Source organism: Dictyobacter halimunensis, from assembly GCF_036245075.1.
Genome location: NZ_BSRI01000002.1, coordinates 5105786 through 5131267 on the forward strand (window position 1 = coordinate 5105786; position 25482 = coordinate 5131267).

A 25482-nucleotide genomic window follows, 5' to 3' on the forward strand; every position below is an offset into this window, starting at 1 on the left:
AAACATATGATCATAGCAGAAGAACGTCTGACTTCGCTTGAGGTAAGACTGGCCGATCTGGAGGTTCGGGAAGAGATTCGCTCGGTCCTCTATCTGTATTGCCGCGCGGCCGACCGTGGTGACGCGGAGCTGATGAAGTCCTGCTATCATCCCGACGGCAAGGATGACCATGCCTTCTTCAACGGCACGGGCTGGGACTTCGTGGATTATGTCCTTCCCATCCTGGCGCAGCTTGAAGTGAGCATCCATTCGCTCAGTAATCCCATCATAGAGCTGAACGGTGATCAGGCCTTTGTTGAGACGCACTGGTCGGTCATCCATCGCTTGAAACGAGACACCAAAATGACGGACGTGTGGAATCAGGGACGCTACCTGGATCTATTCGAGCGCCGGGACGGTCACTGGAAGATCCATGTTCGCCTGGCGGTTCTGGATGCTGAACGCTGGATCGACACGGCCGACATGCGGCGGCTCATACGCGACGACGATCCCTACAGATCGCTCATGGGGCAGCGCGGAAAGGGCGATCCCGTCTATCTCAAAGAGCGTATCGGTGAGTCGTTGCGCAAGGACACGGCCCTGCCAGATCTCTGGGGACCATTAAAGCGGGGATTGCTTGTCCCGCGCATCGTGCTGCACGGCCTCGGCCTTATTGCTCAGCGTTCCAGGCATTAGAATGTGTCTGACTCCCATGATCATCGCTCTGAGCACGCTGGAGATTTCGCACCTGCGCGGCTTAAAATCCCCGCATGGCTTAAAATCCCATGTGGCTTAAAATCCCATGTGGCTCAAAACCTATTTTATGATGGTGCATGGAGTGCGCGAATGGGCACTCCATGCACCAGCATAAAAAACAGTGCGGTCGCGTAGCGGACGCGCGTGTGGAGGCTATCACGTGTCTTTAGAACCAGGGAGGAGAACTATGACAACCCGGGAGCAAGATTTCCCTATCCTGATTATCGGAGCAGGCATTGGAGGCCTGGCGACGGCTCTGGCCCTCCAGCAAGCCGGCTTCGCGGTACAAATCTTTGAACGATCAAAGGAGCTGCGAGAGTTGGGGGCCGGGCTGACCCTCTGGGCGAACGCGGTTCGGGTGTTGCAGGAGCTTGGTCTGTCCGACCTGGTGCAGCAACGGATCCAGCAGTCCGCCCCCAATCAGGCTGGTTTCTACACAATGCGCGGAAAACAGCTGGTCTATCTGCCGCCACAGGTAGTTGAGGAACAGTGCGGGGGACCAACCATCGCCATCCACCGCGCGGAATTTCAGGCCGCGCTGCGGGAGCGACTCGCGCCGGACACACTGGTCCTGGACCGGCCGCTGGTCGATCTTGAACAGGACACTACGGGCGTGACCGCTTGTTTCGCGGGGGGCGAGCGCGTACGCGGCAGCCTGCTGATAGGAGCCGACGGCATTCATTCGCGGGTCCGTCAACTGCTCTTTCCCCACAGTCAACTGCGCTACGCCGGCTACACGGCCTGGAGAGGCATCGCCACGGGCGTAACGCCCCCACTGGTGGGCGAAATGTGGGGGCGCGGTAGCCGCTTCGGCATTGTTCCCCTGGAAGAGGAGCGCGTCTACTGGTTCGCGACCTGCAACGCTCCGGAAAACGCGGCGGAGAGTCCGCAAGGACGCAAGAAAGAATTGCTGGATCGGTTCAAGGGCTGGCATCCTGTTGTCAGTACGCTTATCAATGCGACGGAAGACTTGGCGATCCTGCGCAACGATCTTTTTGATCTCAAGCCGCTGACCTCCTGGAGCAAGGGACGCGTAACGCTGCTGGGGGACGCGGCGCACGCAACGACCCCGAATCTGGGCCAGGGAGCCTGCCAGGCGCTCGAAGACGCCTTGATCCTGGCCCGGACCCTGCGCCACGAGCATTCGCCTGAGAATGCATTACATATGTATCAGCAGAAGCGGCTGGCGCGCGCCAACATGGTCACCGTGAACTCGCGCCGGCTGGGCTGGGTCGCGCAATGGGAGCATCCTCTGGCCTGCTGGCTGCGCGATTCCCTGCTGGCGCTCGCTCCACAACAATTGCTGTTGAAACAGCTCAAATCTGTTGCAAGCTATACCTGGGTAAGCAATTATTCGTAGGCACCGAGCTCGCCCTCGGCAACATAAAACGTAGGTTCGGCCCTTGCGGCCGATTTCCCCTCTCCACGCACGTAAACGCATGTGAGATGCATATTTATGCGGCGAGGAGAAATCGGCCGCAAGGGCCGAACCTACGGCGATCTTCGTTTCCGGCGCCCATATGGGGCGCCGTTTTCTTCATTTACAGGAAGCGCTCGAACCATTGGATGGTGCGGCGCAGGCGGTCGATACGCTGGCGGGGCGCGCCGACGCCGGGCCAGTCCATCAGGTGGCTGGTGTCGTTGTAGCCGATCAGCTCGACGGGCTGCTTGCGCTTGCGCAGGGCGACGAAGAGCTGCTGGGATTCGCTGAAGGGACAGCGCCGGTCGTCCTCGGCGTGCAGCAGCAGCAGCGGGGTCTGGATGGCCTCGGCGTGGGTGAGCGCGGACCGCTCGTGCTGGCGCGCCCATGTATCCATGGAGAGGTTGAACCAGATGGTCTGATCGGAGAGCAGGGCGGCGCCGGGAATGTAGCTGATGCCGTTGCGGCTCACGGCTGCCCTGAAGCGCTGCGTCTGGCTGATGCTCCAGTTGGTCATGTAGCCGCCGTAGCTGAGCCCGCTGATGCCGAGCCGTTCGCCGTCGACCTGTTCCGTGGCGATGACTTGATCGACGCCGGCCATCAGGTCCTTGAAGTCGCCGCCGCCCCAGTCGTTGATGACGCGGCGCGCGAAGTCCTCGCCGTAGCCGGCGCTACCCCTGATATTTGGTGCCAGCACGGCGTAGCCGCGACCCGCCAGCACCTGGAACTCGTGGACGTAGCTATCGCCCCAGGCCAGCGAAGGACCGCCATGCGGGCACACGATCAGCGGGGCCTTGACGTTCTCTGGCAGTTGCGGCAGGTAGAGCCAGCCCTCGATCTCCAGTCCGTCGAAGCTCTTCCAGCTGATGCGTTTGGGACGCGTCAGGCGATGGCTCTGCAGGGTAGCGTCGTTGACGCGGGTCAGCTTGCGCGGCTGCTTGCCCGTGCTATCCATGCACCAGATATCGCCGGGCGTAAACCAGTCGGCGCGCACCATGGCGATCGTCTGTCCGTTCTTGCTGAGCTGCGGGCTGATGTAGCGCCCATTGCCACTGGTTAGCCGCTCGCTCGTCTGCTGGGTGAGATTGAGGCGATAGAGATGGAGCTGGCCGTGTTCCTGCACCGGCACGAGCAGGGCCTGGCTATCGGGATACCACCTGGGCGGCGTCAGATATTCCTCGCGCAGCTCGTCGATGATCCAGGATTGGCAGGTGAAGGCATCAGCTCCGGGGACCGCCAGGCGGGGTGTGCCGCCCTGCGCATCGACGATCCAGGGCATGATATTGCCCGCCTCGGTCTGGTCGGGGGTGTAGAGGTAGGCGATCTGGCGGCCATCAGGCGACCACGCGGGCATCTGGGCCAGACCCTCCTCGGGCGTCAGGCGGCGCATCTTACCCGTCGAGAGCGTCAACACCCACAGCGCCTGGCTCACGCTCAGGTCTGGATCGGCGCGGCGATTGGCGCAGAAGACGACCTCCTGCCCATCGGGTGACCAGCAGGACTGGGAGAGATCGACCGGCTCGGAAGTCAGGCGCATTGGATTGCCGTTGAGAGGGATCAGCCACAACTGCTGGTGGCGACCAAAAGTGTGTCCCTTGCCGTCCCAGCGGCTCCCCAGCCGCGTATAGACGTTCAGGATGTTCTCGGACTCAACGGCTTCGGCGACCTGGTCGTCCTGTGGCTTCCAGGTGCTATGGGCCAGCAAGATCTGGCTGTTAGGGTGCCAGCTGTATTCGCTGATCCCCTGTGGCAGGTCGCTGATCTGCTGCGCCTCGCCGCCATAGAGCGCGAGCAAATAGATCTGGGGGATGCCTGAGCGATCGCTGAGGAAGGCCAGGCTCTGCCCATCGGGCGACCAGCGCGGCGTGCTATCATGGCCGGTTCCGCTGCTCAGCTTGCGCGGCACCGCCGTCTTGCCGGACGTAATATCGACGAGCCAGATGGCGCTGTTTGTCTCCTCCGCGTCGCTCTCCATCACGGTATAGGCGATCAGGCTCCCATCCGGCGAGATCTGCGGATCGGACGCGACCTTGAGCGAGAGCAGATCCTCGATATCCATGGGAGGCACCACCGACATTGCCGCTGGCATTGGGGCCGAATGAGTCGCCGTCGCTGGCGTCTGCTCGATCGGCATCTGGATCGTACTCGCCTGCGCCTCGGCCGGAGTTTGCTCCGGCTGGCTGGCCGGCTCAACCGGCGCCGGTTGCTGCTCATCGCCCTGCTTGTCCTGCTCTGGCTGAGCAGAGGTGGGAGTGGGCTGTGCAGCAGTGGTCGCGCCGTCGCTCTCTGCTATCGGCGCGGGCTGCCCCTGCTGTCCATCTGATTGTGATCCGGTGGTCTGCGCATGTTGGGATCTCTGGGATGAAAGCTGAGTCGTCGGTTCATCATCCTGTGTCGCAGCCTGTGGTCGCTGCGTGGTTGGATCTTCGTTCTCTAACTCACTCATAACAAATCCCCTCTATATTTTGATGTGCATTTGTCGTGTAGATCTTTTTATACCAATGTATACGTGCCAGATGGAACATAGGTTTGGAAATTGTTCTGCTGAGCCATAGGATAGTTATTGAGCTTAAAGAATTAATAGAAACGTTCTCGTCTGAGAGCAATTCGTGAGCATGATGTGCTATGATACACATGATCGTTCCGTAGGTTCGGGTCGCGCATCCAATACTTTCAACTTTAGAGAATGTGAATAGAAATATGACTCCAGTACGTGCGGGGCTTGCCCCCGCTTTTGCCTGCTTGCTAAGAGGGAAGGCTCATTCAAAGCAACCTGGTACGGTTGAATGAGATGCATTGCATCATGGTCGTTGCTTTTTCGAGCGGCGAGGAAGAAAGCGGGGGCAAGCCCCGCACGTACTGGGGTCTTTGCTCTTGTTGCATGTTTTTAATTTAAATGTGTTGGGGTCTTGCGCTCGATTTCGGGCAGGGCACAGGCGATTGTTTTGCGAGCAACCAGGTGCAATGATGCGTTTTGGGAGGTGCGCCGTGATTGTCCAGGAAATTATGTCAACGAAATTAACGACGGTCGAGCCCGATGATACGCTGGCTCATGCCGCCAATCTGTTTCGTCAATATAGCTTTCATCATTTGCCGGTGACGCGCCGTATCCATCAGACCAATGGTGAGGGGGCGCGGGTGGCGCTGCTGACCTGCGAGGGTATGTTGTACGCGCAGGATATCGATCTGGCGGTGGCGGTGTCCGAGGGTGATGAGCAGGGGAAGCAGCCGTGGCAGGAGCGGCGCGTGGTCGAGGTGATGCATAGCGCCGCCATTCGTGTGACACCCACGACCAGCGTGGCGGCGGCGGCCCAGATGCTGGTTGAGCGCGGCCTCAACTGCCTGCCGGTGGTGGAATACAAGCTGGTGGATGGCGAGACGCGCACCATCCTGGTCGGCCTGCTGACGCGCAGCGACCTGCTGATCGCGCTCTCGCGGGCCATGGGTGCCTTTGAGCCGGGCATGCAGCTCGACATCGCGCTGCCCCATGGTGACATGACGCCGCTGGCGCGCACGCTCCAACTGGCGGCCGAGCTGCACGTCCACATCCGCAGCGCCCTGGCGGCCCCACAGAGCGACGGCACACTCTCCGTCGCCACCGTGCGCCTGGGCACGATCAACCCCACCCCCTTGCTGCTGCGCCTGAAACAAGAAGGCATCCAGTACACCTTTGGCGGTCCCTTGCTGGCGTCCCATTAGTAGAGCAGAGAGGCAAAGAGCTATGGCAGAGCAAAAATCTCCCAACCCGAATCATCGAGCGCGCCTCATATTTGATCCGCAGGAACTGAACTATGACTTTGGCGAGCAGCATCCCCTCAATCCCGGACGCCTGCGGGCGCTGGTCGACCTGCTGGCTTGCAGTGGACTGTGGGATGTCAATGATGAGCGCACGCGCCTGGGCCTGCGTCCCGCCTCGATCGAGGAGCTGAGCCTGGCCCATGATCCCGCCTACATCGCGGCCGTGCAGCGGCTCGGCGAGCCGGATGGCGTCGAAAGGACGCCGGAAGAGGAGGAGCAGCGGCGCGAGCTGGCGCAGCGCTACGGCTTTGGGGATAGCGATACGCCGCCGGTTCCCGGCATGCACGAGGTGTCGGCCATGATCGCCGGCGGCTCGCTGGTGGCGCTCAGCGCTATCATGGGACTGCCCGAGGGCGGCACCTTTGCCTCCGAGGAGGAGCGTCCCCTGCACGTCTTTCATCCACAAGGAGGACTGCACCACGCCTGGTCCGATCGCGCCTCGGGCTTCTGCATCTACAACGACGCGGCGGTAGCTATCGCGCACGTCCTGCGGGCCAGCGAGGCCAAGATCCTCTACATCGATTTCGACGCCCACCACGGTGACGGCGTGCAGCGCGCCTTCTACGATGATCCGCGTGTCATGACCATCTCGATCCACGAGACCGGCCGCTACCTCTTTCCCGGCAGCGGCGATGTGCTGGAGATGGGCAACGGCAGCGGACGCGGCTACTCGATCAACGTGCCGCTGGAGCCCTTCACCGAGGACGACAGCTATATCGAGACCATGGACCCCTTGCTGTCGCAGCTGGTGACGGCCTTCGCCCCCGACGTGATCGTGACCGAGCACGGCTGCGACACCCATGCCTGGGACCCGTTGACGCACCTCAATCTGACCATGCGCGGCATCGGCGCGCAGATGAAGCTGGCCCACCAGCTGGCCCACACCTACTGCAATGGACGCTGGGTGGCCCTCGGCGGTGGTGGCTACGCCCTCTACAGCGTGGTCCCGCGCGCCTGGAGCCGGCTGTGGGCCGAGATGTCTGAGCAAGACTTGCCCGAGCAGCTGCCGCAGGAATGGATCGAGCGCTGGCAGCCCCTCTGGCAGGCCGCCCTGGAGGGCGAGCAGCAGGGTCAGCAGATCATGGGCAAGCAGCCCACTCAGGAGGAGTTCCCGACCACCTTCAACGACCGGACCGAACTCTTCCCGCCGCAGCCGCGCCGCTGGGAGATCAACCACATCAACCGGCAGACCGTCGGCCTGGTGCGCCACCTGCTGATCCCATCGTCGATCCGCCAGGCCTTCCCCATCGCGCGCCACCGCTCGCCGCTGTCGGACCTCTTCGACCTGCTGCACCTCAACCGCAGCTCGACGCCCTCGCGCATCCGCACCCTGCAGACCATGCGCGGCCCCGTCCTGCTGCGCGACTTCAGTCCGCCCTCCCTCATCGATCGCCTGCGACCCGATCGCGGACTCAGCTCGTTTGCCCGCCTGCCCGAGCGCGAGCACCAGCTGCTGCTCGACATCGCCCGCAGTCCCGACTGCGCCCTCACCGTCGCCCACACCCCGGCTGGCGAGATCATCGGCCAGGTCACCATCGCCCCCGCCGACGAATGGTGGGAGGGCGTCGAAAACCTCTACGAGGTCGCCATCGAGGTCAGCTCCGACTGGCGCGGACTCGGCATCGCGCGCGAGATACTGGCCTTCGCCCTTGAGCTCGACGCCAAAGAGGACATGATCTTCTTCGCCATCGGCCTCTCCTGGCACTGGGACGCCGAAGGGCTCGGCATCTCCACCTTCCGTTACCGCGAGCTGATCAAGCACCTCTTCGGCACCCAGGGCTTCGTCGAGTACGCGACCACCGAGCCCAACGTCAGCATGGAGCCCGCCAACGTCCTCGTCGCCCGCATCGGCGACCGCGTCGATCCGCGCGTCTCCAAACAATTTCTCAACCGCCTGATCCGCTCGACCGCCTTTTCCCCGCATTGGTAACGCTTAAGGCAAGGCAACGCCGAACAAAAGATGCAACCTCAGAGGTTTGGAGCCTGTCTCCGAACCTCTTTTCTGAGCTGCTGATAGGTATACAAGCCACCTATAATCAAGGCCATGCCTGCGCAGCTATTGAGCATAGCTGTCGCATTGAGATCGATGACAAAGAGATGGATATCAACAGTATGCAACAGCGTGCTACTGAGATATCCACTCAGGAACGTCGCGAGCAGAGAACTGGCGGTCGTAGCGGTTCCGAAGGTGGAAAAGACGCGGCCGGCCATCTTTGCTGGTGTGGCGTTCAGTATCAAAGGGCCAACAACAGCCTCAGCCTCACTATCGGCGATATTGCTGAGCAACATGCCGATCAACGCAATGAGCAGCTGATGTTGTAGCGCCGTGAAAACCATGGCGATCCCGGTAACTAGCCTTGCTCTGTAGTAGATCCTCGATTGCCCTATCTTTGCCGCTGATCTATCAACCAACCAGGTCCCGAGTATGCCTCCTAGCGATGGCACCCCGTTGACAAAACCATAGAGGCTCACGGGGACATGCAAATTTTGCGTGATAAAGAAGAACGCCAGCGTGTTAATGATCCCCAGCCCAAACGCCAGCAGACTTTCTGCGCGCAAGAGCGTACGCAAGAGCAGGCTCTCTTCGATGATCTGTAGCCCTTCCCACAGATCTTTGAATACGTGGCGGATGCCCTCTTTGGGAGCAGCCAGTGACGCGGCAGGTTCCGACACACGCATGCCGCGTATGAGCTCCCAGGAGCAGATGAACGACGCCGCGTTCAGGGCAATGGCCCAGCTGGCTCCCAGACTGGCGTAGCCTATTCCCCCTAGCATTGAACCAATTGGCCAGGCGGCCATAGCAGAGCCCGTGGTCAGCGCCGAAGCCCTGGTGAGCTTCTCTTCTGGCACAATCTCTCCGAGTAGCGCTTTCGTCGCTGGATTGAAGAATTGACTCAAGCTGCTCGTAGCCGCGATCACCAGGTAGATCGCACCAAGCTTTATAGGCAAGGGCAGCGCCGCGGTACGTGCCGAAAGCACCGCTTGCGCACCTGGTTCGCTCACCAGCAACAGGGAGAGAACCAGGACGGCTCGCGTCACATCCATGACGCGCATCGTCTTTTGCTTCTGCCAGCGATCGACAAATACCCCCGCGAATGGACTGATCAGGAGGGCGGGGAGGGCGGCCGCCAGCGCTATACCGCTGATCGCCAGCGGCGCATAGCTCTGGTTACGCAGGAGTGTACCAATCCACAAAGTCAGTACAGTCATAAAAAGAATATCGCCGATAAACGAGATATTGCTTCCTACCCACAGTAACGTATAGTTGCGATTAATGAGAATAAAGCGATGGCCATATAGTGCCAGGAGCTTTTGAGAACGAAGACGCATATCTAACCCTTTCACGCGCGCAAACAGTAGCGGTAATCCATGGCTGAATAACTGTGTAGGGGAGGGCGCGCGGCGCGAAAAAGATGTGGTAGTACATCAGAAAAAGATGTGGTAGTACATCACTGGCGAAGGTAAAAAAGGGGTAGGGATGTCAGGAAAGAAAGATGAGGAACACCATCACGACCCTGGATGGTTGTGGCTCACTCGCATGGTAGTCTCTTCTCTCGTTCTTCTCTCGCTAGCGCGCCCCATGCGGCGCGGTCACACCGGGAGAATGAGCGATGACTCTGACAACAGATATCTGCTGCCGTAATAGCATCTGCTTCATATAATTCCTTGCTATTTGTTCTCTTGATCAGGTGCCTGGATACTACCATGTGCAATCGCGCTGTGTCAAGCGCTGATCAGCTTATATTGAGAGCCACTCAATTATTTATTCTTCACGCCCATCAGAAGATCTCATCTTTTTGCGCCGTAGATGGTGATAAAGGGGGAATCCCACCTGGGTGATTATCACCCCTATCATAATGGCAAGCAGGCTTTCCCATACCGGGACAGCATCAACATGTGGCCCTCCCAGCGCCGTCATGATGGATGGCATCACTGCCACCAGCGCGATAAGAAGGACGATACAAAGCAGCAACGCCACCAGTGTCCATGGTTGTGTCTCTTCCTGTTCTGTCTTCTGATGCCGAAAGAGACGCACAATGCGCGACGAAGCCAGCGCGGTTGCCTGTCCCAGCAGCAGCATCGGCAGCATCGGCCAGAAATATCCAAAGGTAACGGGTCGTCCGCTGAGATGAGCAGTGCCAAGGCCAACCAATACCAATAAACCGATATAAAGCACTATGAGCAGTGGCAATGTCAGTGGGCCGCAACCAATCTCCACGCGGCGCATCTGGAAGTTGGGATCATTCGACACATTACGTATATAGTCACGACGATAGGGATCATCTGACATACCGAAAACCTTTTTGTGTAGCGTTTGCTTTAAGAGAAAGCAAGGTGCGTATACGATTTTTCATTTAAAATCGTGAATTTAGCACATTATATCATACCATAGATTCCGTAATGGCGGCCCTCATAGGTTGGCGTATCATTCAAAATATTGCCAAACCGAAACGCCCCCGTAGGGTCGACCTTCAACGGTCGACCGGACCGCGAGCGTCAGCGATTGCGGTCCACGTACCCGGCCGGTTCGGCTTCTCGTGGATAGCATCTCGCCCCACGTGGTACCCCAGGAGGAACGTTCGCCTTCGGGTTCGTGTGCGGTCCGTTGGCGTATGGGTACGGCGTGGGCCGGCGTGTTATGACACAAGAAGCCGAACCGGCCGGGAACGTGGGCTGCCGCCGCTGGCGCTGGCAGCCCTGTGGGTGGGGAGATGCGTAGGTTGTGCCAGCCAATGTCAATATATGCTATTAATGTCTGAATTATGCCATGAATTTAGAATGAAATATATCGAAATGCAATACTTGAGCTATAAGTGCTATCTACCCTCCTATTGTTTTATACAGGATTATGCTGTAAACTCCTATGAATATCAATTGTATTAAGTTAGTTAAAAGTATATAAGGATTTATGATATGCCAAATTCTCGAACAATATGTCCAGTTTGTAAAGCAGAGAATGTTTTTAATGATGGCTTTTGTCATGTCTGCGGATCAGCTTTAACGCAGCAAGATGATATTTATGGAGCGAACAATATAGCTGGCGCCGGTCCCACGGGAGACACGCCAGTGGGACTGTTTTTGAAGGGTCGTTATCGTATCAAGCAGACGATCGGCCAGGGTGGGATGGGCTCGGTCTATAGCGCGGAAGATGAGCAGCTGGGCAGGCGCCTGGTGGCGATCAAAGAGTTGAACTATCTTCGCCTGTCGGAGCAAGAAAAGCGTGAAGCAGCCGTGCAGTTTCAGCGCGAGGCGCATCTGCTGGCAGGTCTACAACATCCTAACCTGCCGAATATCTATGATTATTTTGAGGAAAATGGGCATTGGTACCTGGTGATGAGCCTGATCACGGGCGAGACGCTGGAGTCATATCAGCAGAAAGCCCTCAATGGACGTTTGCCGGTGGGAGAGGTGGTTGGCATCGGTATTGAGCTCTCCAATGTATTGGAATATCTGCATTCGCATCAGCCGCCGATCATTTTCCGTGATCTCAAGCCCGCCAATATTATGCGCACGGCCAATGGACATCTTTACCTGATTGACTTTGGGATCGCGCGCCACTTCAAGCCCGATCAATCACGCGATACCGTCAGTTATGGCTCGGCCGGCTTCTCGCCGCCAGAGCAGTATGGCGGCGCCCAGACGAATCCGCGCTCCGACATCTACAGCCTGGGCGTGACGCTGTATGCCTTGCTCTCTGGCTACGATCCATCGCGCTCCCTGTTTAATTTACCTCCATTGGCAATGCTGGTGCCAGACGCGCCTCCCAGGCTGGTACAACTCATCAGCCAGATGGTGGAGTTCTCTGAAGAGATGCGTCCCGCCAGCGCCGCGGCTGTCCGCCATACCCTGCAAGAAATCAACGCGCCGACCGGGCAGTCGATGGCGCCACCACCCCCGCTCTCATTGCGTCCATTGGATACTCCACCACCTCCGCCCCCATTCCACCAATCGACGCAACCTGCATTCCCGGAGTATCAGCAGATGATGGCTCCCCCACCTCCAAATTCGGACTACCGGCCCTATCCCGAGAGCGCATTAGTAGGATCTGGTGGGCAACAACAAATAATGCAGCCATTCGCGGCGAAGGCTCCATCAAATTCGCCTATGCGCGTTGTTTCGAAGACTCTTGGTGTGCTGGGATGCATAGTTGGTGCTGGTTTTATCGGTATTGGCGTCCTGGGTTCTTTCACCGCGTTAGCAGAGTTTACCAATTATACTTCATTTGCCACTCAACTATGGGTTGGAGCTTTTTGTATCATAGCTGGATGGATTGTGTTGCGCATCGGATTGCTGCCATTTCGTGATCCGATGAAGATTGATGCATCTGTCGCGGGCTGGCGTCGTGTGGGTATCGAAGGCGGCATCTTCCTGGGAGGCGCTATGGGGCTGGCCGGCGTCGTCTGTACATTCTTTCTGATGTACAACTACTACCTCTTAAATCATCGCGCTGATTTGTACAGCGCCGGCGTCGGTGGTAGCATTCTTTATGTGACGAGTGGCCTGTACATCTTATTGAATTCCAGGCTGAAGCCGCCGAAGATCTCCTTCTCCCAGAACCGCCGCGAAGCGATCGCATTGACGGGCAGTCTGCTCGGCGCCAGCTTCGGAGTACCTGGCCTGCTTATGATCCTCGCGTTCGCCGGAGGAACGATGGTTCCCGGCGTGATCCTGTTGATCATCGGCGTGTTCTTGACTTTCATCACACGCATCCGCAGGCATTAGAGCCATAGAAATGCCTTCCCGACCAGTCTTTGGGAGAAGGCCGCCAGCCTGTAGATGTGAGAGGACAAAGGCGGCCTTCTCCCTGAAAATGAGATTTTATTGCTCAAATGACAATTCCGGCTCTCCGAATACCATCCTCGGTTGAGTGAGAACGTTTAGAGGTATCCCTTCTCGCGCCAGAAACGCTCTGCGGCTGGATGAAACGGAACATCGATGGGAGTCACTTGCGTATCACGGCACATCTGCTCAAGTGGCATTGGTGGTTGATCGTGACTTCCCACGCCCAGGTTCCATGGAATCCGTTGCTTGCGAGCTTCCAACGCCTCACAAAATTGCCTTATGAGCAGATCGGAGGCTTCGCGGCGGGCAAAGATAGGCCAGCCACTAAAATCTACCGCAGGGACATCCATAGGCAAACCTGGATAGAGACTCTTGCTAATCGTAGCACGCCTGAATCCTTGAGCTTCTAACTCTGTAAGGTGTTGTTCATCAATGGGGAGGAAATGCATGCCAGCATCATGCACCAGATTTCCCCAGACCATAATTCCCTCGTCAAAAATTGCGTCCAACTCCTTGTTCTGTACGCGGCCTATACGCGAGGGATCGTCAGGCATAGGCTGATCATACGACACATGCCCACCCCACGAGACGATATCCTCCAAGCTGAACCCATGATTCTTCAACACCACATCGACGAGCAAAGTGGTACACGCATCAAGAGAACCGCGTACAGATACACGCAATGGATAGCGCCGCTCACGAATCTGATCTAACGACTGCAAGCCAGATGCTTCTGTGACTGCGAAACCGAGTTGGTCATGATGCGGTAGCATAGCAATGGTAGAAACTGGAATAGGCTGGTGAAAAGCGCCCGTTCCTTTGTACGCCATCGTGAGTAATGCTGACGGATTGAGGATAGCAATATCAAGCTTCCCTTCGGCCATCTCCTGAAGGCTATCTGGATGATTCGCACCGAATAAGCGAAAAACCCCAGTTTCTCCTCCGCGACTGCGCATCTCCACACGCACCTCACGATAGGGCCAATCCTCGCAATCCATCATTTCGGAGGCTGCCTCCAAGAATATTCTAGGCCTGATCGTCAACGGTGAGATAGCAGGAACGATATGTTGAGCACACATATTCACAACTCCTTTTCTTTTATGTGCATAGGTAGTTCATCAATGCTTCTTGTAGAGAAGAGCAAAGACACGTCTATCATGTGTGATAAAATTATGCCATGGGTGCAGTACTGGAACCAGGAGTCAAAATATACTGGTATAAAAACCACCTCGATAAGGACGAAGGCGATGGATGAGCAAGAGCGGCGAGCGGCCTTAGCCCGGTTTTTGCGTACTCGTCGCGAGCGCATCTCTCCCCAGCAAGTTGGGCTACCGGTGGGCAAACGTCGCCGAACACCGGGACTGCGCCGCGAAGAGCTGGCGACGATCGCGGGTGTAGGGGAAACGTGGTACACCTGGCTAGAGCAGGGACGAGATATTACGGTCTCAGCGCCCATACTGGAAAGCCTGGCGAGTGTTTTAGAGTTAGATGCCGATGAGCGCGCGCACCTCTTTATTCTGGCGCGCAAGCAGATCCCTGCTACCCCCTTTCCTACGGAACAAGCGGTTGATCCGGCGCTGCAATTCATTCTTGAGGAGTTGGGCGTCACACCCGCTTATATACTCAATCCTCGCTCGGATTTCGTGGCCTGGAATCAGGCCGCCTGCGACGTATATACCGATTTCAGCTCACTCTCGCCCCAGAAACGCAACTTCATCTGGTTCCTTTTCACGGACCAACGCTACCGCGCTCAGCTTATTGATTGGGAGGAAGAGGCGCGGCGAGCGCTGGCTCTCTTTCGCGCCAGCACCCAGCGCTACATTGGAGAAGCATGGCTGACAAAAATCATTACTGACCTTGAGCGTGTGAGCCCCGAGTTTCGCGAATGGTGGCCGCACTACGATGTGCAGGCGGTGCATAACGAACCCAAACAGATTCGGCATCCTCTTGTCGGATTGCTGCTGATGCAGCCGACGATCTTCTATCTCGCGGACCATCCCAGTCTACGCATGGTGGTGGATACGCCTATGGCTGGAACAGACACCCTGACAAAATTGACGACCCTCGCAGCCTCTGGCTCAGAGCGGTGACGTTTAAAATCCGGCCGCAAGTGGCCAGGCGCCCTCGAGGGGCGCCGCTACAGAGGTGTTGGAACGTGGCATGATATAATAATCGCGTTTAAAATTGCTACATTTCATATGCATATATGTTTGAGATAAAGAATAAGGAAATAATTGATGAGCTCTTCTCCATCTAGTGTTGAGAACATTTCTGATACCGCCATCTGGGTCGCCCATATGCGAGCCCTGGAGAGCGAGCGAGAGGACGCGCTATTCCATGATCCCTTCGCGCGCCAGCTGAGCGGGGAGCGCGGCGACGCTATGGCTCACAATATGCGCAATGAGAAGGTGCTGGCCTGGCAGGTAGCTCTACGCACCAAAATCATCGACGAGATGCTGTTGCAGACTATTGAGCAGCATGGCTGTGATACTGTGCTGAGCCTGGCCGCCGGGCTCGATACTCGTCCCTATCGGCTTGCGTTGCCGCCCGATCTACACTGGATCGAGATAGATCTGCCCGCGATCTTCACCTACAAGAACGAGCAACTGCGGGACGAGCAGCCGGTCTGCTCCTTAGAACAGATCGACCTGGACCTGGCCAACGTCGAGGCGCGCGGCGCACTGTTCGAGCGCATCCATACGCAGTACAAACGGGTCCTGGTGCTGATGGAGGGGCTCTCCATCTACCTGACCAATGAGCAACTGGCTTCGCTGGTCTCGGACCTGCACACGTACCCCGAGTTTCGCTGGCTGCTGACCGAGAGCATCACCGGCGGCGGCCTGCGCTTTATGCGCAGGAGCTGGGACAAACAGCTCGCGAAGGGAAACGCGCCCATTCAACTGGATATCGAGGACAGTGAACTGTTTTATCAGCAGCACGGTTGGAAGACGAGCCAGACGCGACTCATGATTGACGAGGCCTACGCCAATAATCGCAAGCTCCCCTTCTTCGGTCTGATCCGCCTCGCCACGCTGGCCAATGCCGACCTGCGACGCTCCGTCTACCGCGACATCGGCGGCTTCGCGTTGTTGGAGCGTATCGATTCACCGTAGGTTCGGGCCTTGCGCCCGATTTACTCTCCACGCACGTTAATGTTCAAGAAAAATGGTGTTCTCGGTGCATATTCGTATGGTGGCAAAAAATCGGGCACAAGGCCCGAACATATGAGGTGGGGTAAATAAAAAGGATGGGAAATCACATTTCCCATCCTTTTTATTTAGCGATTTTTTGTATGACCCGAACGGATTATGGGATACGTTGTCGCTGGCCGAGGAAAAATCGGCCACGCGGACCGAACCTACGAGACGGGTTCGGCCACGCGGACGGGAGGAGCTTCCGGACGCTCTGCGGGCTTCTCTCCACGTTTGCGGGGCAGCAGGACGGTCTGGTAGCGGGCCAGGAAGTAGGAGCCGATGACGAGAATGGCCGCCAGGGACTGCGCCACCAGCGTCTCGACCGTCGGGAAGACGGCGAACCACAGTCCCATCCAGCCGGGGATCGGCAGGTTGAGAGGGGTGGTCGAGATCCAGTGGGCCAGCTGCATCTCCTGCGCCTGTTCGCCGACCATTACCAGCAGCACGGCGCCCAGCATGACGCCGGTCAGCACCAGCATCTTCTTGTAGGGGAGCCGGCGGTGTATCACGAAGGTGAGCGCGCCCACGATACCGGTCAGGGCCAGCCCGATCAGCACTCCGTAGAGGACGATCAGAGAGCCGACCTGTAGCCGCAGGGTCTGCAGGAACAGCACGACCTCGAAGCCTTCACGATAGACCGAGGCGAAGCCAAGCAAGATCAGACCAGACATCAGGCGTGATTGTGAGTGACCCTCTTCGTTCTTCTGGCTCAGCAGCTCTTTCTTGCGCTTATTGTGCATGGAGATCCAGCCAGTCCAGTAGATTTTATGGAAGAACCAGTTCATGATCACCAGCAGCACAATGATCGCTAGCAAGCCCGTCGCTGCCTGGATGTCCAGGGCCGGTAGATTATTGGAGAGTGCGCTTAAAATACCCACCACCGCGAACCACGTTAACACGACAGCGCCAAAGCCCATCGCCGAACCCATGGCGATCGGTTTCCGATAGCCCTGGTTTTTGCCCATCATACTGGCTGTAATGGCCATCAACACCAAAATACACTCCAGGCCTTCACGGAAAACGAGGATACCGGTGTTCACAATCGCGGCCTCAGGCGTAATGTGGGCAGCGGTTGGATCTGGATTGCCACTGGCTGTAATGCCTTGCCATACCAGTATTGCCGCGACCGCTATCGCGCCAATAATCAGCACAAATTTTCCCGCGAGGAGGGTGGGGCGTGCTATCGATGAAGAGATCCTCACGACATTCAAATCCTTTCTGGTCATAACCGGGGAGCGCGCTTCGTATGCACTCCCATGCAAAAAATCTTGCTCAGCATGAATATTAGGGTACCCTAATATCCGACCTCACTACTAAGATATTAGGGCACCCTAATGTTTTTGTCAAGAGGAAGATGAACTCTGAGATCAATTGTAAGCAGGCTTGCAATAAAAATTCAAGCTCTACTACAACTGGTGCAGGGTCATTTAAAAGTCTTTTCTTGCCGCCTTCGGCGGCGGTGATGTGGAAGGAGTGAGCGGGGACGCCCCGCACCCCGCAAGGGGCTAGCCGCCCCTTGACCCCGCTATACGATTGGTGGCGTGCATTTTCTATCCAGCTTGCCGCTGCTCCTCGGTCTGTGGCGCCACGGTCGATATATGGACCGCCGCTGTGGGCAGGTGGGGTTCGAGAAAGAAGGTTCCCAGGCTGGCCAGCAGGATCAGTCCGGCCGCGATCGCCCAAGGGAGAGCCGGGTGGATGCTGAAGAGGACGGTAAACATGGTCGGGGCCACGAAGAGGGCCAGTGCCCAGGAGAACTGGTAGGCCGCCAGGTAGCGGCCGCGTAGCGCCAGGGGACTGGCCTCGGCCGCCAGGGCGTTGGAGGTTGGTGCGTGAAGGGCGTCGGCAAATCCCTGGACACAGGTGGCGATGATGAGGTAGGGAATGACAATGGTCCGTGGCAGTGGAAGGGCCAGAATGTAGAGCAGGCACCACAGAGCCAGGATGAGCCCCGCGAGAATAATGATGCGCGTGCGGCGCAACGAGCTCAGATGGCGAATGAGGAACGTCTGCAGAAACGCGACTAGCGCCAGATTGATTCCCAGAGCGACCCCGGCCACCCAGATCGGAGTATGCAGGGCGTCGGCGGCATAGACCGGCAGGCCAAGACCGCTCAGACACAGGCAGAGTGCGAAGGCGGTGTTGGTAGCGATAAGCGCCAGAAAGGGCCGATCCCTCAGCACCACCCGGTAGCTTCCCTGTTGTGCATTCTTATGCTCTGCGCTGTTCTGGCGTCGCTCCACCGGTACCAGAAAATAAAGCATCATGGCCGCCAGAAAGAAGCTGATCGCGTTGATCACCACCACGCTATAGTAGCCCGTCGTCCCCAATGTCCCGATGAGCACGCCGGTCAGCGCGTTGCCGATCCCAATCCCCACCGTTTGCGAGGTTCCCAGCAGGCCGAACCAGTGATCCCGCCCTCCCGTCGCCGCTAAATCGCTCGCCAGCGAATAATAGGACGACCAGAAGATGCGCTGCCCGATATTGACCAGGGTGGCCGTCAGAATCAGTATCGTCATATTGCTGACCAGCAGGTAGCCAAGAAAGCCCACGCCCTGCAGCAGCTGCGCGAAGATTACTAGCCGCCGGGCCCCAAAGCGATCCACCAGCGTACCCGTCAGCGGCACCACCGGAAAGGTGAAGATGGTCGCGATACTCAGCGCCACGCCCACCTCGGTCAGCGGCAGCGCGGCGATCACATGGAAATACAGCAGCGAGAATGGCGCGAACAGTCCCGTCCCCAGTGCATCTATAAACACAATAAGTAAAAAACTTTTTGTCCCCTTTTGTTGAGGGATACCCAATCGTCTAACCAGCATAATAAAAATTCTTTCATCCAGAGCAAATCAGCACCACGTTAAACAGAGCATTCAAATATAACAAAATTAACCCTCTTAAGCAAGGGACAACCGAGCTGGTAGCGATGTGACATCATTTTCAATAAATGCAGAAAGCTTAATCATAGGGCGTAGTACTTTTGGTGGGGAACGAAAAAGGCTTGCTAGTAGCCCTCAGGCAGGTTTACGGAGCAAACATGGCTTGAAGGGCCAGAAAATATCGAGTATATAGATGATTGACAGCCCTGCGGTCGCAAATTGGTCTGTTACACGTCAGAGTGTATCATTTGTAGTGCGCTTCATCTCGTAGTGCATTTTCTGTAGTGCTAGTACCCTGTATATATCTTCTGATCATTTCTGTATCTCATCGCTGCATTCTTATGCATCCCGCTTGAGATCAGCCAGCGCTTTGCATGCAAGTGCTGGTAGGCACTATCGTATCTTCAGGCAGCGGTAAGCTAGCCATAGCTTACCGCTTTCCTTTTTCCGGCAGGCATCGTAGCTTAGAAATTGCTGAGAAGTGGTGGTTTCAGCCAAGAATTGGATAAGAAAACTGAGAAAAAACTGAAACCTCCTTCTTCAATTATACGTAATATAGTCATGAATGATACGAATGATAAACGGGAGATTGCACATGCAGAATGTTTCACCTGTTCGTTTTCAAGATGACGATGAGAACGATAATTTTGCTGATATTGATCGCCTCTTCTCTAAATTAGAGCATTTCGACCCTCCCGCCGACATGGTCTCGCGCATCATGGGGGCTGTCTCGAAGCTGCCGCCATATCCTCAGATGCAGGAACTGCAGCGCGAGCATCCTTTCCCTGATGCAGAGGGCATAATCGTGCGGCACGACGATAAAGAGCCATCCTAACCTGTCCTCAGAGGTTGATTGAAGTGGGGAGCGAGAGATGGAAGGGATTGATTGAGACGAGGTTCGTACTTTTGATGGAACCAGAGTTTGAGGATGTGTGGAAGAGCTGGAGAACAACCACAAAAAAGCGACAACCGCAACGATTGTCGCTATAACGCACTTATTTCACAGAGCATACCTGTAGCTTAGAGCTGTGTGCGAGATAGAGGTTTTCTTTTCTGGCGCGCACCAACTAGGCAATCTGGTCGGAAAGTTTTCCTGTTGAGACCAGCCAGCGAATGAACTCCAGGCGCCGCTTCACGATCTGGGCCTGATTCTTCTCTCTTTCGCTGTAGTCCTTACGAAGCTTGCTTAGTTGAACAACCTCATTTTCAGCAAATCCACCCTTACGCAGAATTTCACGATCTTCGTAGCGGTCCATCATATGAGCCTCCTTTGGTACTAAGAAGAATTAGTGAGCAGGTGAGATTGGCAGCATGCGTTGAATGCGCTTTAGAAGCGCCTGTAAAGGGTACGGCTTTGGCAAGTGATCCAAAGTCAGGCGCGTCTCTCCACTTTCGCGCATATACAAGCGTGCATGGCTAGCTGAACTCGACGTAATGAGAACGGGGATGGATGCCAGTGAGCGCAATGCTTGCAAGACATCCCAGCCATGAATTTCTCCTGTCAGTTCAAGATCAAGCACTACGAGATCGGGAATCGCGTGATGGAGAGTAGTGATCGCAAGCTCACCACTATGTACGGTGACGACGGTATAACCTTGTGCAGTTAATGTATCAGTTTCCAGCGTGGCGAGTGTTGGATCATCTTCAACCACCAGGATGTTGTATGTGTGTTTGGCCCCGCCCTTTTGTGGCTGGCCGGCCGTTCCACTATCCGAGAAACGTGATGGCCCTGATCGCTCATCAGCAGGCGATCCCCCCATCCCATCTGTCTGGCTGCTCTCCGATGAATCGTTCGCAGCGCTTTGGTCGTGCATACGGGCATCCTGCTTCCGCTAGCTACCATACCTTTCAACCAACCGGGCAGAACACTTCCTGCAACGCAGATTGTGTCTTCAGACTGAGATTGTCGCTGCTGCGACACCGTAGAGAAAGAATGTCCAGATGATGTGCTAACTTTCTCTATGTACAGCTTACCCGATGATGAGTGAGAATCACGTGAATATCTGAGCAGTTGTGTGAAATTTGTGTGAAAATCTTTTATTTTTGCCCCACCCTACCGGGGACGTTTTCGCTTGGGAAGGGGAAATCGGGCGCATGATATTTAACAAATAAAGCCGGCATAAAGCGGGGAGGTGCAGGAGGGGCTCGCCGCCCCTCCTGCCGGGGTTTGGAGGGCATCCTGCTTAAAATTATATATTGACATGCTTTAACCTTCTTCGTATACTGAGTTCTGTCATTTCTCCTGATCTGGTCGTCCACTGCCGGATGGCTTTTCGCTGCTGCAAGCCATTGATCAGCTCATGTGTCTCTGTTGTGTAATCCTCTTTTCCTACCTATTCTGATGTAGAAATGGATGCCGTTCATGAAAGTATTGATCACGGGTGCCCTGGGCTTTATTGGGCGTGCTCTAACCGAGTATCTTGGGCAGCGGGGGCACGAGCTGCGGCTGCTGGATATCGCTGATCCCACTGCAGTCTCGATATATAATCCACTCAAGCACGAGCGTGAGACGCGCTCCCTCAAGCTGGACTGGCCTTTTGTGCGGGGGGAGATCACCGATCCGCTCGCGGTCGCCGAGGCGATGCGGGATGTGGAGGCCGTGGTGCATCTGGGGGGCATCCCTGTGAATATCCCGGATCAGGGGGCCACTATCTTTCGCACCAATGCGCTGGGGACCTTTGTGGTGCTGGATGAGGCGCGCAAGGCCGGCGTTGCCCGCTGCATCTGCGCGTCGAGCGTGAATGCATTTGGCACCTTCTACTGGCGCCTGAGCCGCCACCCTATCCCCTATACGCGTCTGCCACTGGACGAGGAGTATCCACCGGCTCCGGAAGATCCCTATAGCCTGAGCAAGCTGGTGACCGAAGAGACGTGCGCGGCCTTCCATCGCGGCTACGGAATGACCACGGCGGCCCTACGCTTTACCTGGGTGTGGCCAGAAGAGATGTATCAGCGCGCCCGTGGTGACCTGAAGGTGACGGATCAGTGGCATGACGATCTGTTTAGCTGGCTGCATGTGCAGGATGCCGCCGAAGGCATTGAGCAGGCGCTGCTGTGTCCCGATCTGCCCGGCTACGGGGCCTATAACATGTGCGCCAGCGACACCTGCTGGCCCGAACCGACCGTCGACCTGCTGGAGCGCTTCCGCCCCGATCTCCTCCCGGCCCTGACGCGTCCGCTACAGGGGCGCGAATCACTGCTCTCCATCGATAAGGCGCGGTGCACCTTTGGCTTCTCGCCCCGCTACCGCCTCGGCGACTGACATCCACTTTCTGATCGGCGATAGGCATTTGTCCCACGCGAATGCCTGTTGCCGCGCTCCCATCCCCATGGGGAAAACCTCCATTGCCGTTCCACCTTTTCTACATCCCATTATTTTCTGATCGGACGCCTCGATTGGCTTCCCAGGCTGCTGCAGCCGTACACGCAAATGATGGCAATTTTGCCTATTTACAGCCATCGATCAGCTCTTGTAAGATAGCCGCAGATGTACATATGAATGAATGAAGCGCCAAAAGACATTCGGATTGCCTGACGGCTGGAAAGAGGTTGTTTGATGGATAAACGCGTTCAATTTGATTTTGTGATCGAATTTACCAACGGTGGCGGGGTGCAGGGGCAGGGATTCCGCCTGGATATCGAGGGTGATGATATCTCTGATCAGGAGCTGGCCGACGCCATAGTGAAGGATATGCGCCTGCTGATGGTCGGCCGCGTCTCCATCAGCAACAAACAGATTTTGACGGAGCCGCATAAGCGCGCGATCACCCAACCTCTAGCGCCCACTGCCCCACGTTATGTCGATCTGAGTCACACCATCGAGAGCGGTTTGATCACGTATAAGGGATTGCCCGCGCCGCTGATCTGTGACTACCTGAGCCGCGAAGAGTCGCGCAAGCAGTACGCGCCGGGGACCACGTTCCAGATTGGCAAGATTGAGATGGTCACCAACACCGGGACCTACCTGGACTGTCCCTTCCATCGCTATGAGGATGGCAAGGATCTTTCGCAGGTCGGCGTCGAGCGGCTGGCGGACCTGGAGGGGATAGTGGTGCGTGCCGACTACCATACGCAGATGGCGCTGGATGCCAGCTTCTTTCGCGACAAAGAGTTGCGCGGCCGCGCCGTACTGGTCCACACCGGATGGGACGCCCAAAGGAAAAGCACAAAGAGAAAGAGAATCAGTACGTGCGGGGCTTGCCCCCGCTTGCTTGCTCGCCGCTCGAAAAAGCAGCAAGCAGAATGCGATGCATCGCATGCAACCGTGCCTGGTCTCTTTGACGGAGCTTTTTCTTGTGGGAAGCAAGCAAGCGAGGGCAAGCCCCAGCACGTACTCTCGTCATTTTTCTTGTTGCCTGTACTAAAGTTGAAAGTATTAGGCGCAAAGACCGAATCGACGAGTATCTCCTTTACGTTTGCAAGGGATATGTGGGAGGTTGATGAAAGCTTTGCTCTGCTTTGGTTTTAATGTCACGCAGCGACGTTTCTATCGTCCTGGTTAATGTGTCTTTTTCTATGTGATCGTTGTTATCCAATAGCCGTGCGAGCCAGCGTGGCACCAGACGAATATTCGTCATTGATTGACACGTATAGATAATGACACACGAGCTGGTGTCTATACCCAGGCAGCGAATGGTAATCTGATCTGTGTTTTTCAACCAGGGATGGTCGAACTCAAACTGTTCCTGGATGTGATACCGTTCTGTATCGTGAACCCAGCTAGAAGTGAGCTTTCCCTCTCTTCCAAGGAAGACTATGCGGATCAAAGTTGTCTGACCTTCAGCAGGAGGATCCGCCGGCACAATACGGTCGATATATATGCGCAAATGAAGGAAGCCAAGGCGCTTATGTATGACCTGGCCCGCAACTACTGGTTTTGGGGAGAGGTCCGAGAAATATTTCTGTCCTATCGCCTTGGAATCGGCTTGCTGATGCTCAACAAGCAATGGCCATACCTGTTCAACGGGTGCATTGACAACCATTGAAATATTGATATCGTTATCGGCCATAAATCTCCTTATGTGTAACAGCTACTATGTTTAGTGCTATAATACTTCAGCAATAGAAATATTATTATCTGCGCCTTTAATGATATGAATCGGTTTGTTTTACGCATTCGTATACCATATAACGATTACATGTTACCATATAACGGTTACACGTTAAAGAACATGATCGTTGAGGAAATGTTGGAAGTGTTGTAAAGGAGGAAATATATGGCATCTGAACACGACAAGAAAAGCGCCGCCGGCCACAAAGGCGGAGAAGCTGTAAGCCATGAGCAGCATCAAAAAGCTGGACACGCCGCCCACGAGAGCGGCAAGGGGCATGAATTTGATAGCCGAGAAGCCCGCGAAGCCGGAAAGAGGGGCGGGCACGCCGCCCAGCATAAATCCTCATCCTCATCGTAGGTGTCGGGCTTGCCCCGACTTTGGAGCGAAGCGACCCCGTATCCGACCGATTCGGCTTCCCTACCACCAACCACGTTTCATCTCAAGGGAACCGTATCGTAAGGGTACGGGGTCGCTTCGCTCCAAAGTCGGGGCAAGCCCGACACCTACGACGACGGCGAGGGGTAAAGGTGGCGGCGCTTGTGGCGCGGCACGCCTTCGATGTCGGTGTTGTCGCTCCACTGGTTGATGTTGCCGATCAGGGGCTGTTCCGCGATGTGCTTGATCTCCGGATCGCTGATCTGCTCCAGCAGGGTCCGGGCGATCGTCTCGGCGTTAATGACCGGGAAGGGGCGCTCATGAAAATTTGAGGCTTTTTCCGGTAGAGCGGGACACAGCTGGAGCGCGTTCTGGCGGCGCGCCAGGATCTCGTAGGCGCGGGCCAGGGTCTGCGCGCGCTCTTGCCAGTGTCCGGCCTGCTGGACGCGCCAGAGCAGCGGCTCCAGTTCCTGTGCGCTGCTCAGCTGCCTGAAGAGCGTGCCGAACCATTTGGCGTAGGGGGCGTACTGCCGCTCCTGTAGGAAACAGAGGTTGATGATGTCGCGCACCAGTCGCGAGGCGATGATGGCTGAGCCCAGTTCGTCGCCGACACTGCCGGCACGCGGCATAAGGTGCTCTTCCTGCCCGATGCGTTGCCAGCCAGCGGCCAGCAGGTAGAGCCAGACGTCGTGTGGATACCAGGCGAAGCGTTCGCGTAGCGTCGTCAGCTCGCCTATCTCATCCTGGTAGACCGCTCCCTTGACCAGCTCGCCCAGCGCGTGCGAGGGGAAGGTCAGCCAGTCGACCGCCCGCAGTGGCTGATCCAGATCATAGTCAAGCTGGACGAGCACAAAGGTGCGTACTGTCGTCAGCATGACGCGGTGCTGAACCGGACCGCTGAACGGCCGGTTCAGCGCGCGTATCCCAAATGTTTTGGCCGGGGGAAATGAGACGGAATAGCCCGCGAACGTGGCGGGCAGGCGCTGGCTCAGTAGATCGGCGATGGCGTCTCCCAGTCCCGCGTCGTCTTCGCGTAGGAAGATGAACAGGCGCGGACCCCAATCGTGATCGACCGACATCTCGGTATCGCATCCGATCACTTCACTGCCCGGTCCGACCAGCGCGGCCGCGTAACGCAGCTCGGGATAGGTTTCAGCGAGCAGGGGGCGCACCACCTCCTGGAAGAAACGACGATTCAGCTCAAGGCCGGGCACAAATGTAGGCATAGCGCATCCTTTCGAAAAGAC

The 25482-nt window shown here is 56.7% G+C and carries 21 protein-coding genes; 11 read left to right on the forward strand and 10 right to left on the reverse strand.

What is annotated here, in order from left to right:
• Nucleotides 1-6: 6 nt before the first annotated feature.
• Entirely contained in the window at nucleotides 7-675 is a 669-nt protein-coding gene (locus AABA21_RS35085) for a nuclear transport factor 2 family protein (protein ID WP_338257404.1), read from the forward strand.
• 247 nt (nucleotides 676-922) lie between these two features.
• Nucleotides 923-2095 (forward strand): FAD-dependent monooxygenase, encoded by a 1173-nt coding sequence (locus AABA21_RS35090; RefSeq protein WP_338257405.1) that lies wholly within the window; start codon nucleotides 923-925, stop codon nucleotides 2093-2095.
• Nucleotides 2096-2276: 181 nt separating this feature from the next.
• Here the strand turns inward: AABA21_RS35090 and AABA21_RS35095 are convergent, their stop codons facing one another.
• On the reverse strand, nucleotides 2277-4601 hold the full coding sequence (locus AABA21_RS35095; RefSeq protein ID WP_338257406.1) for a prolyl oligopeptidase family serine peptidase: 2325 nt from the start codon (nucleotides 4599-4601) through the stop codon (nucleotides 2277-2279).
• A 560-nt stretch (nucleotides 4602-5161) separates the two neighbouring features.
• Here AABA21_RS35095 and AABA21_RS35100 point away from each other — a divergent pair.
• Entirely contained in the window at nucleotides 5162-5854 is a 693-nt protein-coding gene (locus AABA21_RS35100) for a CBS domain-containing protein (RefSeq protein WP_338257407.1), read from the forward strand.
• A gap of 22 nt (nucleotides 5855-5876) precedes the next feature.
• Nucleotides 5877-7883, forward strand: a complete 2007-nt coding sequence (locus AABA21_RS35105; RefSeq protein WP_338257409.1) for a GNAT family N-acetyltransferase — start codon at nucleotides 5877-5879, stop codon at nucleotides 7881-7883.
• Nucleotides 7884-7921: 38 nt separating this feature from the next.
• Here AABA21_RS35105 and AABA21_RS35110 read toward each other — a convergent pair whose 3' ends face one another.
• Both AABA21_RS35110 and AABA21_RS35115 read right to left on the reverse strand, forming a co-directional pair.
• Nucleotides 7922-9283 carry an MFS transporter gene (locus AABA21_RS35110; RefSeq protein WP_338257411.1) on the reverse strand — a complete coding sequence of 454 codons (1362 nt, stop codon included), beginning with the start codon at nucleotides 9281-9283 and terminating at the stop codon, nucleotides 7922-7924.
• A gap of 433 nt (nucleotides 9284-9716) precedes the next feature.
• Nucleotides 9717-10244 carry a hypothetical protein gene (locus tag AABA21_RS35115; RefSeq protein ID WP_338257413.1) on the reverse strand — a complete coding sequence of 176 codons (528 nt, stop codon included), beginning with the start codon at nucleotides 10242-10244 and terminating at the stop codon, nucleotides 9717-9719.
• Between the two features lie 623 nt (nucleotides 10245-10867).
• On the opposite strand from AABA21_RS35115, the gene AABA21_RS35120 reads away from it, so the two are divergent.
• Complete coding sequence (locus AABA21_RS35120; protein ID WP_338257415.1) at nucleotides 10868-12676, forward strand: serine/threonine protein kinase; 1809 nt, start codon at nucleotides 10868-10870, stop codon at nucleotides 12674-12676.
• Between the two features lie 155 nt (nucleotides 12677-12831).
• Here AABA21_RS35120 and AABA21_RS35125 read toward each other — a convergent pair whose 3' ends face one another.
• Nucleotides 12832-13815: a TAXI family TRAP transporter solute-binding subunit gene (locus AABA21_RS35125; RefSeq protein ID WP_338257416.1), complete on the reverse strand. Its 984-nt coding sequence runs from the start codon at nucleotides 13813-13815 to the stop codon at nucleotides 12832-12834.
• A gap of 168 nt (nucleotides 13816-13983) precedes the next feature.
• Here AABA21_RS35125 and AABA21_RS35130 point away from each other — a divergent pair, with 168 nt between their 5' ends.
• Both AABA21_RS35130 and AABA21_RS35135 read left to right on the forward strand, forming a co-directional pair.
• Nucleotides 13984-14826, forward strand: coding sequence for a helix-turn-helix transcriptional regulator (locus AABA21_RS35130; RefSeq protein WP_338257418.1), 843 nt, complete (start codon nucleotides 13984-13986; stop codon nucleotides 14824-14826).
• A gap of 147 nt (nucleotides 14827-14973) precedes the next feature.
• Entirely contained in the window at nucleotides 14974-15849 is an 876-nt protein-coding gene (locus tag AABA21_RS35135; protein ID WP_338257419.1) for a class I SAM-dependent methyltransferase, read from the forward strand.
• A 245-nt stretch (nucleotides 15850-16094) separates the two neighbouring features.
• On the opposite strand, the gene AABA21_RS35140 is transcribed toward AABA21_RS35135, so the two are convergent.
• Entirely contained in the window at nucleotides 16095-17132 is a 1038-nt protein-coding gene (locus AABA21_RS35140) for an FTR1 family iron permease (RefSeq protein ID WP_338257420.1), read from the reverse strand.
• 348 nt (nucleotides 17133-17480) lie between these two features.
• Nucleotides 17481-18749 carry an MFS transporter gene (locus AABA21_RS35145; RefSeq protein WP_338257422.1) on the reverse strand — a complete coding sequence of 423 codons (1269 nt, stop codon included), beginning with the start codon at nucleotides 18747-18749 and terminating at the stop codon, nucleotides 17481-17483.
• A 652-nt stretch (nucleotides 18750-19401) separates the two neighbouring features.
• Between AABA21_RS35145 and AABA21_RS35150 the strand changes: the two genes are divergently transcribed.
• Nucleotides 19402-19641 carry a hypothetical protein gene (locus AABA21_RS35150; RefSeq protein ID WP_338257424.1) on the forward strand — a complete coding sequence of 80 codons (240 nt, stop codon included), beginning with the start codon at nucleotides 19402-19404 and terminating at the stop codon, nucleotides 19639-19641.
• A 232-nt stretch (nucleotides 19642-19873) separates the two neighbouring features.
• Here AABA21_RS35150 and AABA21_RS35155 read toward each other — a convergent pair whose 3' ends face one another.
• Together AABA21_RS35155 and AABA21_RS35160 are read right to left on the reverse strand one after the other, a co-directional pair.
• The gene (locus AABA21_RS35155) at nucleotides 19874-20065 is read right to left on the reverse strand and encodes a hypothetical protein (protein ID WP_338257426.1); all 192 of its coding nucleotides are present in this window, start codon (nucleotides 20063-20065) and stop codon (nucleotides 19874-19876) included.
• Nucleotides 20066-20092: 27 nt separating this feature from the next.
• Nucleotides 20093-20620: a response regulator transcription factor gene (locus tag AABA21_RS35160; protein WP_338257428.1), complete on the reverse strand. Its 528-nt coding sequence runs from the start codon at nucleotides 20618-20620 to the stop codon at nucleotides 20093-20095.
• 548 nt (nucleotides 20621-21168) lie between these two features.
• On the opposite strand from AABA21_RS35160, the gene AABA21_RS35165 reads away from it, so the two are divergent.
• Both AABA21_RS35165 and AABA21_RS35170 read left to right on the forward strand, forming a co-directional pair.
• Nucleotides 21169-22068, forward strand: a complete 900-nt coding sequence (locus AABA21_RS35165; RefSeq protein WP_338257429.1) for an NAD-dependent epimerase/dehydratase family protein — start codon at nucleotides 21169-21171, stop codon at nucleotides 22066-22068.
• A 294-nt stretch (nucleotides 22069-22362) separates the two neighbouring features.
• Nucleotides 22363-23274, forward strand: a complete 912-nt coding sequence (locus AABA21_RS35170) for a cyclase family protein (RefSeq protein WP_338257430.1) — start codon at nucleotides 22363-22365, stop codon at nucleotides 23272-23274.
• Here AABA21_RS35170 and AABA21_RS35175 read toward each other — a convergent pair.
• A complete protein-coding gene (locus tag AABA21_RS35175) occupies nucleotides 23216-23815 on the reverse strand; it encodes a hypothetical protein (RefSeq protein WP_338257431.1) in 600 nt (199 codons plus the stop codon). The genes AABA21_RS35170 and AABA21_RS35175 overlap by 59 nt on opposite strands.
• 207 nt (nucleotides 23816-24022) lie before the next feature.
• Between AABA21_RS35175 and AABA21_RS35180 the strand changes: the two genes are divergently transcribed.
• The gene (locus tag AABA21_RS35180) at nucleotides 24023-24217 is read left to right on the forward strand and encodes a stress-induced protein (protein ID WP_338257433.1); all 195 of its coding nucleotides are present in this window, start codon (nucleotides 24023-24025) and stop codon (nucleotides 24215-24217) included.
• 146 nt (nucleotides 24218-24363) lie between these two features.
• Here the strand turns inward: AABA21_RS35180 and AABA21_RS35185 are convergent, their stop codons facing one another.
• Entirely contained in the window at nucleotides 24364-25461 is a 1098-nt protein-coding gene (locus tag AABA21_RS35185; RefSeq protein ID WP_338257434.1) for a DUF4037 domain-containing protein, read from the reverse strand.
• Nucleotides 25462-25482 lie beyond the last annotated feature (21 nt).

Coding starts and splice junctions, on each gene's coding strand:
- AABA21_RS35180 (WP_338257433.1), top strand. CDS start 24,023: ATGGCATCTGAACACGACAAGAAAAGCGCCGCCGGCCACAAAGGCGGA.
- AABA21_RS35175 (WP_338257431.1), bottom strand. CDS start 23,815: ATGGCCGATAACGATATCAATATTTCAATGGTTGTCAATGCACCCGTT.
- AABA21_RS35100 (WP_338257407.1), top strand. CDS start 5,162: ATGTCAACGAAATTAACGACGGTCGAGCCCGATGATACGCTGGCTCAT.
- AABA21_RS35145 (WP_338257422.1), bottom strand. CDS start 18,749: ATGCTGGTTAGACGATTGGGTATCCCTCAACAAAAGGGGACAAAAAGT.
- AABA21_RS35150 (WP_338257424.1), top strand. CDS start 19,402: ATGCAGAATGTTTCACCTGTTCGTTTTCAAGATGACGATGAGAACGAT.
- AABA21_RS35130 (WP_338257418.1), top strand. CDS start 13,984: ATGGATGAGCAAGAGCGGCGAGCGGCCTTAGCCCGGTTTTTGCGTACT.
- AABA21_RS35165 (WP_338257429.1), top strand. CDS start 21,169: ATGAAAGTATTGATCACGGGTGCCCTGGGCTTTATTGGGCGTGCTCTA.
- AABA21_RS35105 (WP_338257409.1), top strand. CDS start 5,877: ATGGCAGAGCAAAAATCTCCCAACCCGAATCATCGAGCGCGCCTCATA.
- AABA21_RS35170 (WP_338257430.1), top strand. CDS start 22,363: ATGGATAAACGCGTTCAATTTGATTTTGTGATCGAATTTACCAACGGT.
- AABA21_RS35125 (WP_338257416.1), bottom strand. CDS start 13,815: ATGTGTGCTCAACATATCGTTCCTGCTATCTCACCGTTGACGATCAGG.
- AABA21_RS35095 (WP_338257406.1), bottom strand. CDS start 4,601: ATGAGTGAGTTAGAGAACGAAGATCCAACCACGCAGCGACCACAGGCT.
- AABA21_RS35160 (WP_338257428.1), bottom strand. CDS start 20,620: ATGCACGACCAAAGCGCTGCGAACGATTCATCGGAGAGCAGCCAGACA.
- AABA21_RS35110 (WP_338257411.1), bottom strand. CDS start 9,283: ATGCGTCTTCGTTCTCAAAAGCTCCTGGCACTATATGGCCATCGCTTT.
- AABA21_RS35185 (WP_338257434.1), bottom strand. CDS start 25,461: ATGCCTACATTTGTGCCCGGCCTTGAGCTGAATCGTCGTTTCTTCCAG.
- AABA21_RS35085 (WP_338257404.1), top strand. CDS start 7: ATGATCATAGCAGAAGAACGTCTGACTTCGCTTGAGGTAAGACTGGCC.
- AABA21_RS35115 (WP_338257413.1), bottom strand. CDS start 10,244: ATGTCAGATGATCCCTATCGTCGTGACTATATACGTAATGTGTCGAAT.
- AABA21_RS35135 (WP_338257419.1), top strand. CDS start 14,974: ATGAGCTCTTCTCCATCTAGTGTTGAGAACATTTCTGATACCGCCATC.
- AABA21_RS35120 (WP_338257415.1), top strand. CDS start 10,868: ATGCCAAATTCTCGAACAATATGTCCAGTTTGTAAAGCAGAGAATGTT.
- AABA21_RS35155 (WP_338257426.1), bottom strand. CDS start 20,065: ATGATGGACCGCTACGAAGATCGTGAAATTCTGCGTAAGGGTGGATTT.
- AABA21_RS35090 (WP_338257405.1), top strand. CDS start 923: ATGACAACCCGGGAGCAAGATTTCCCTATCCTGATTATCGGAGCAGGC.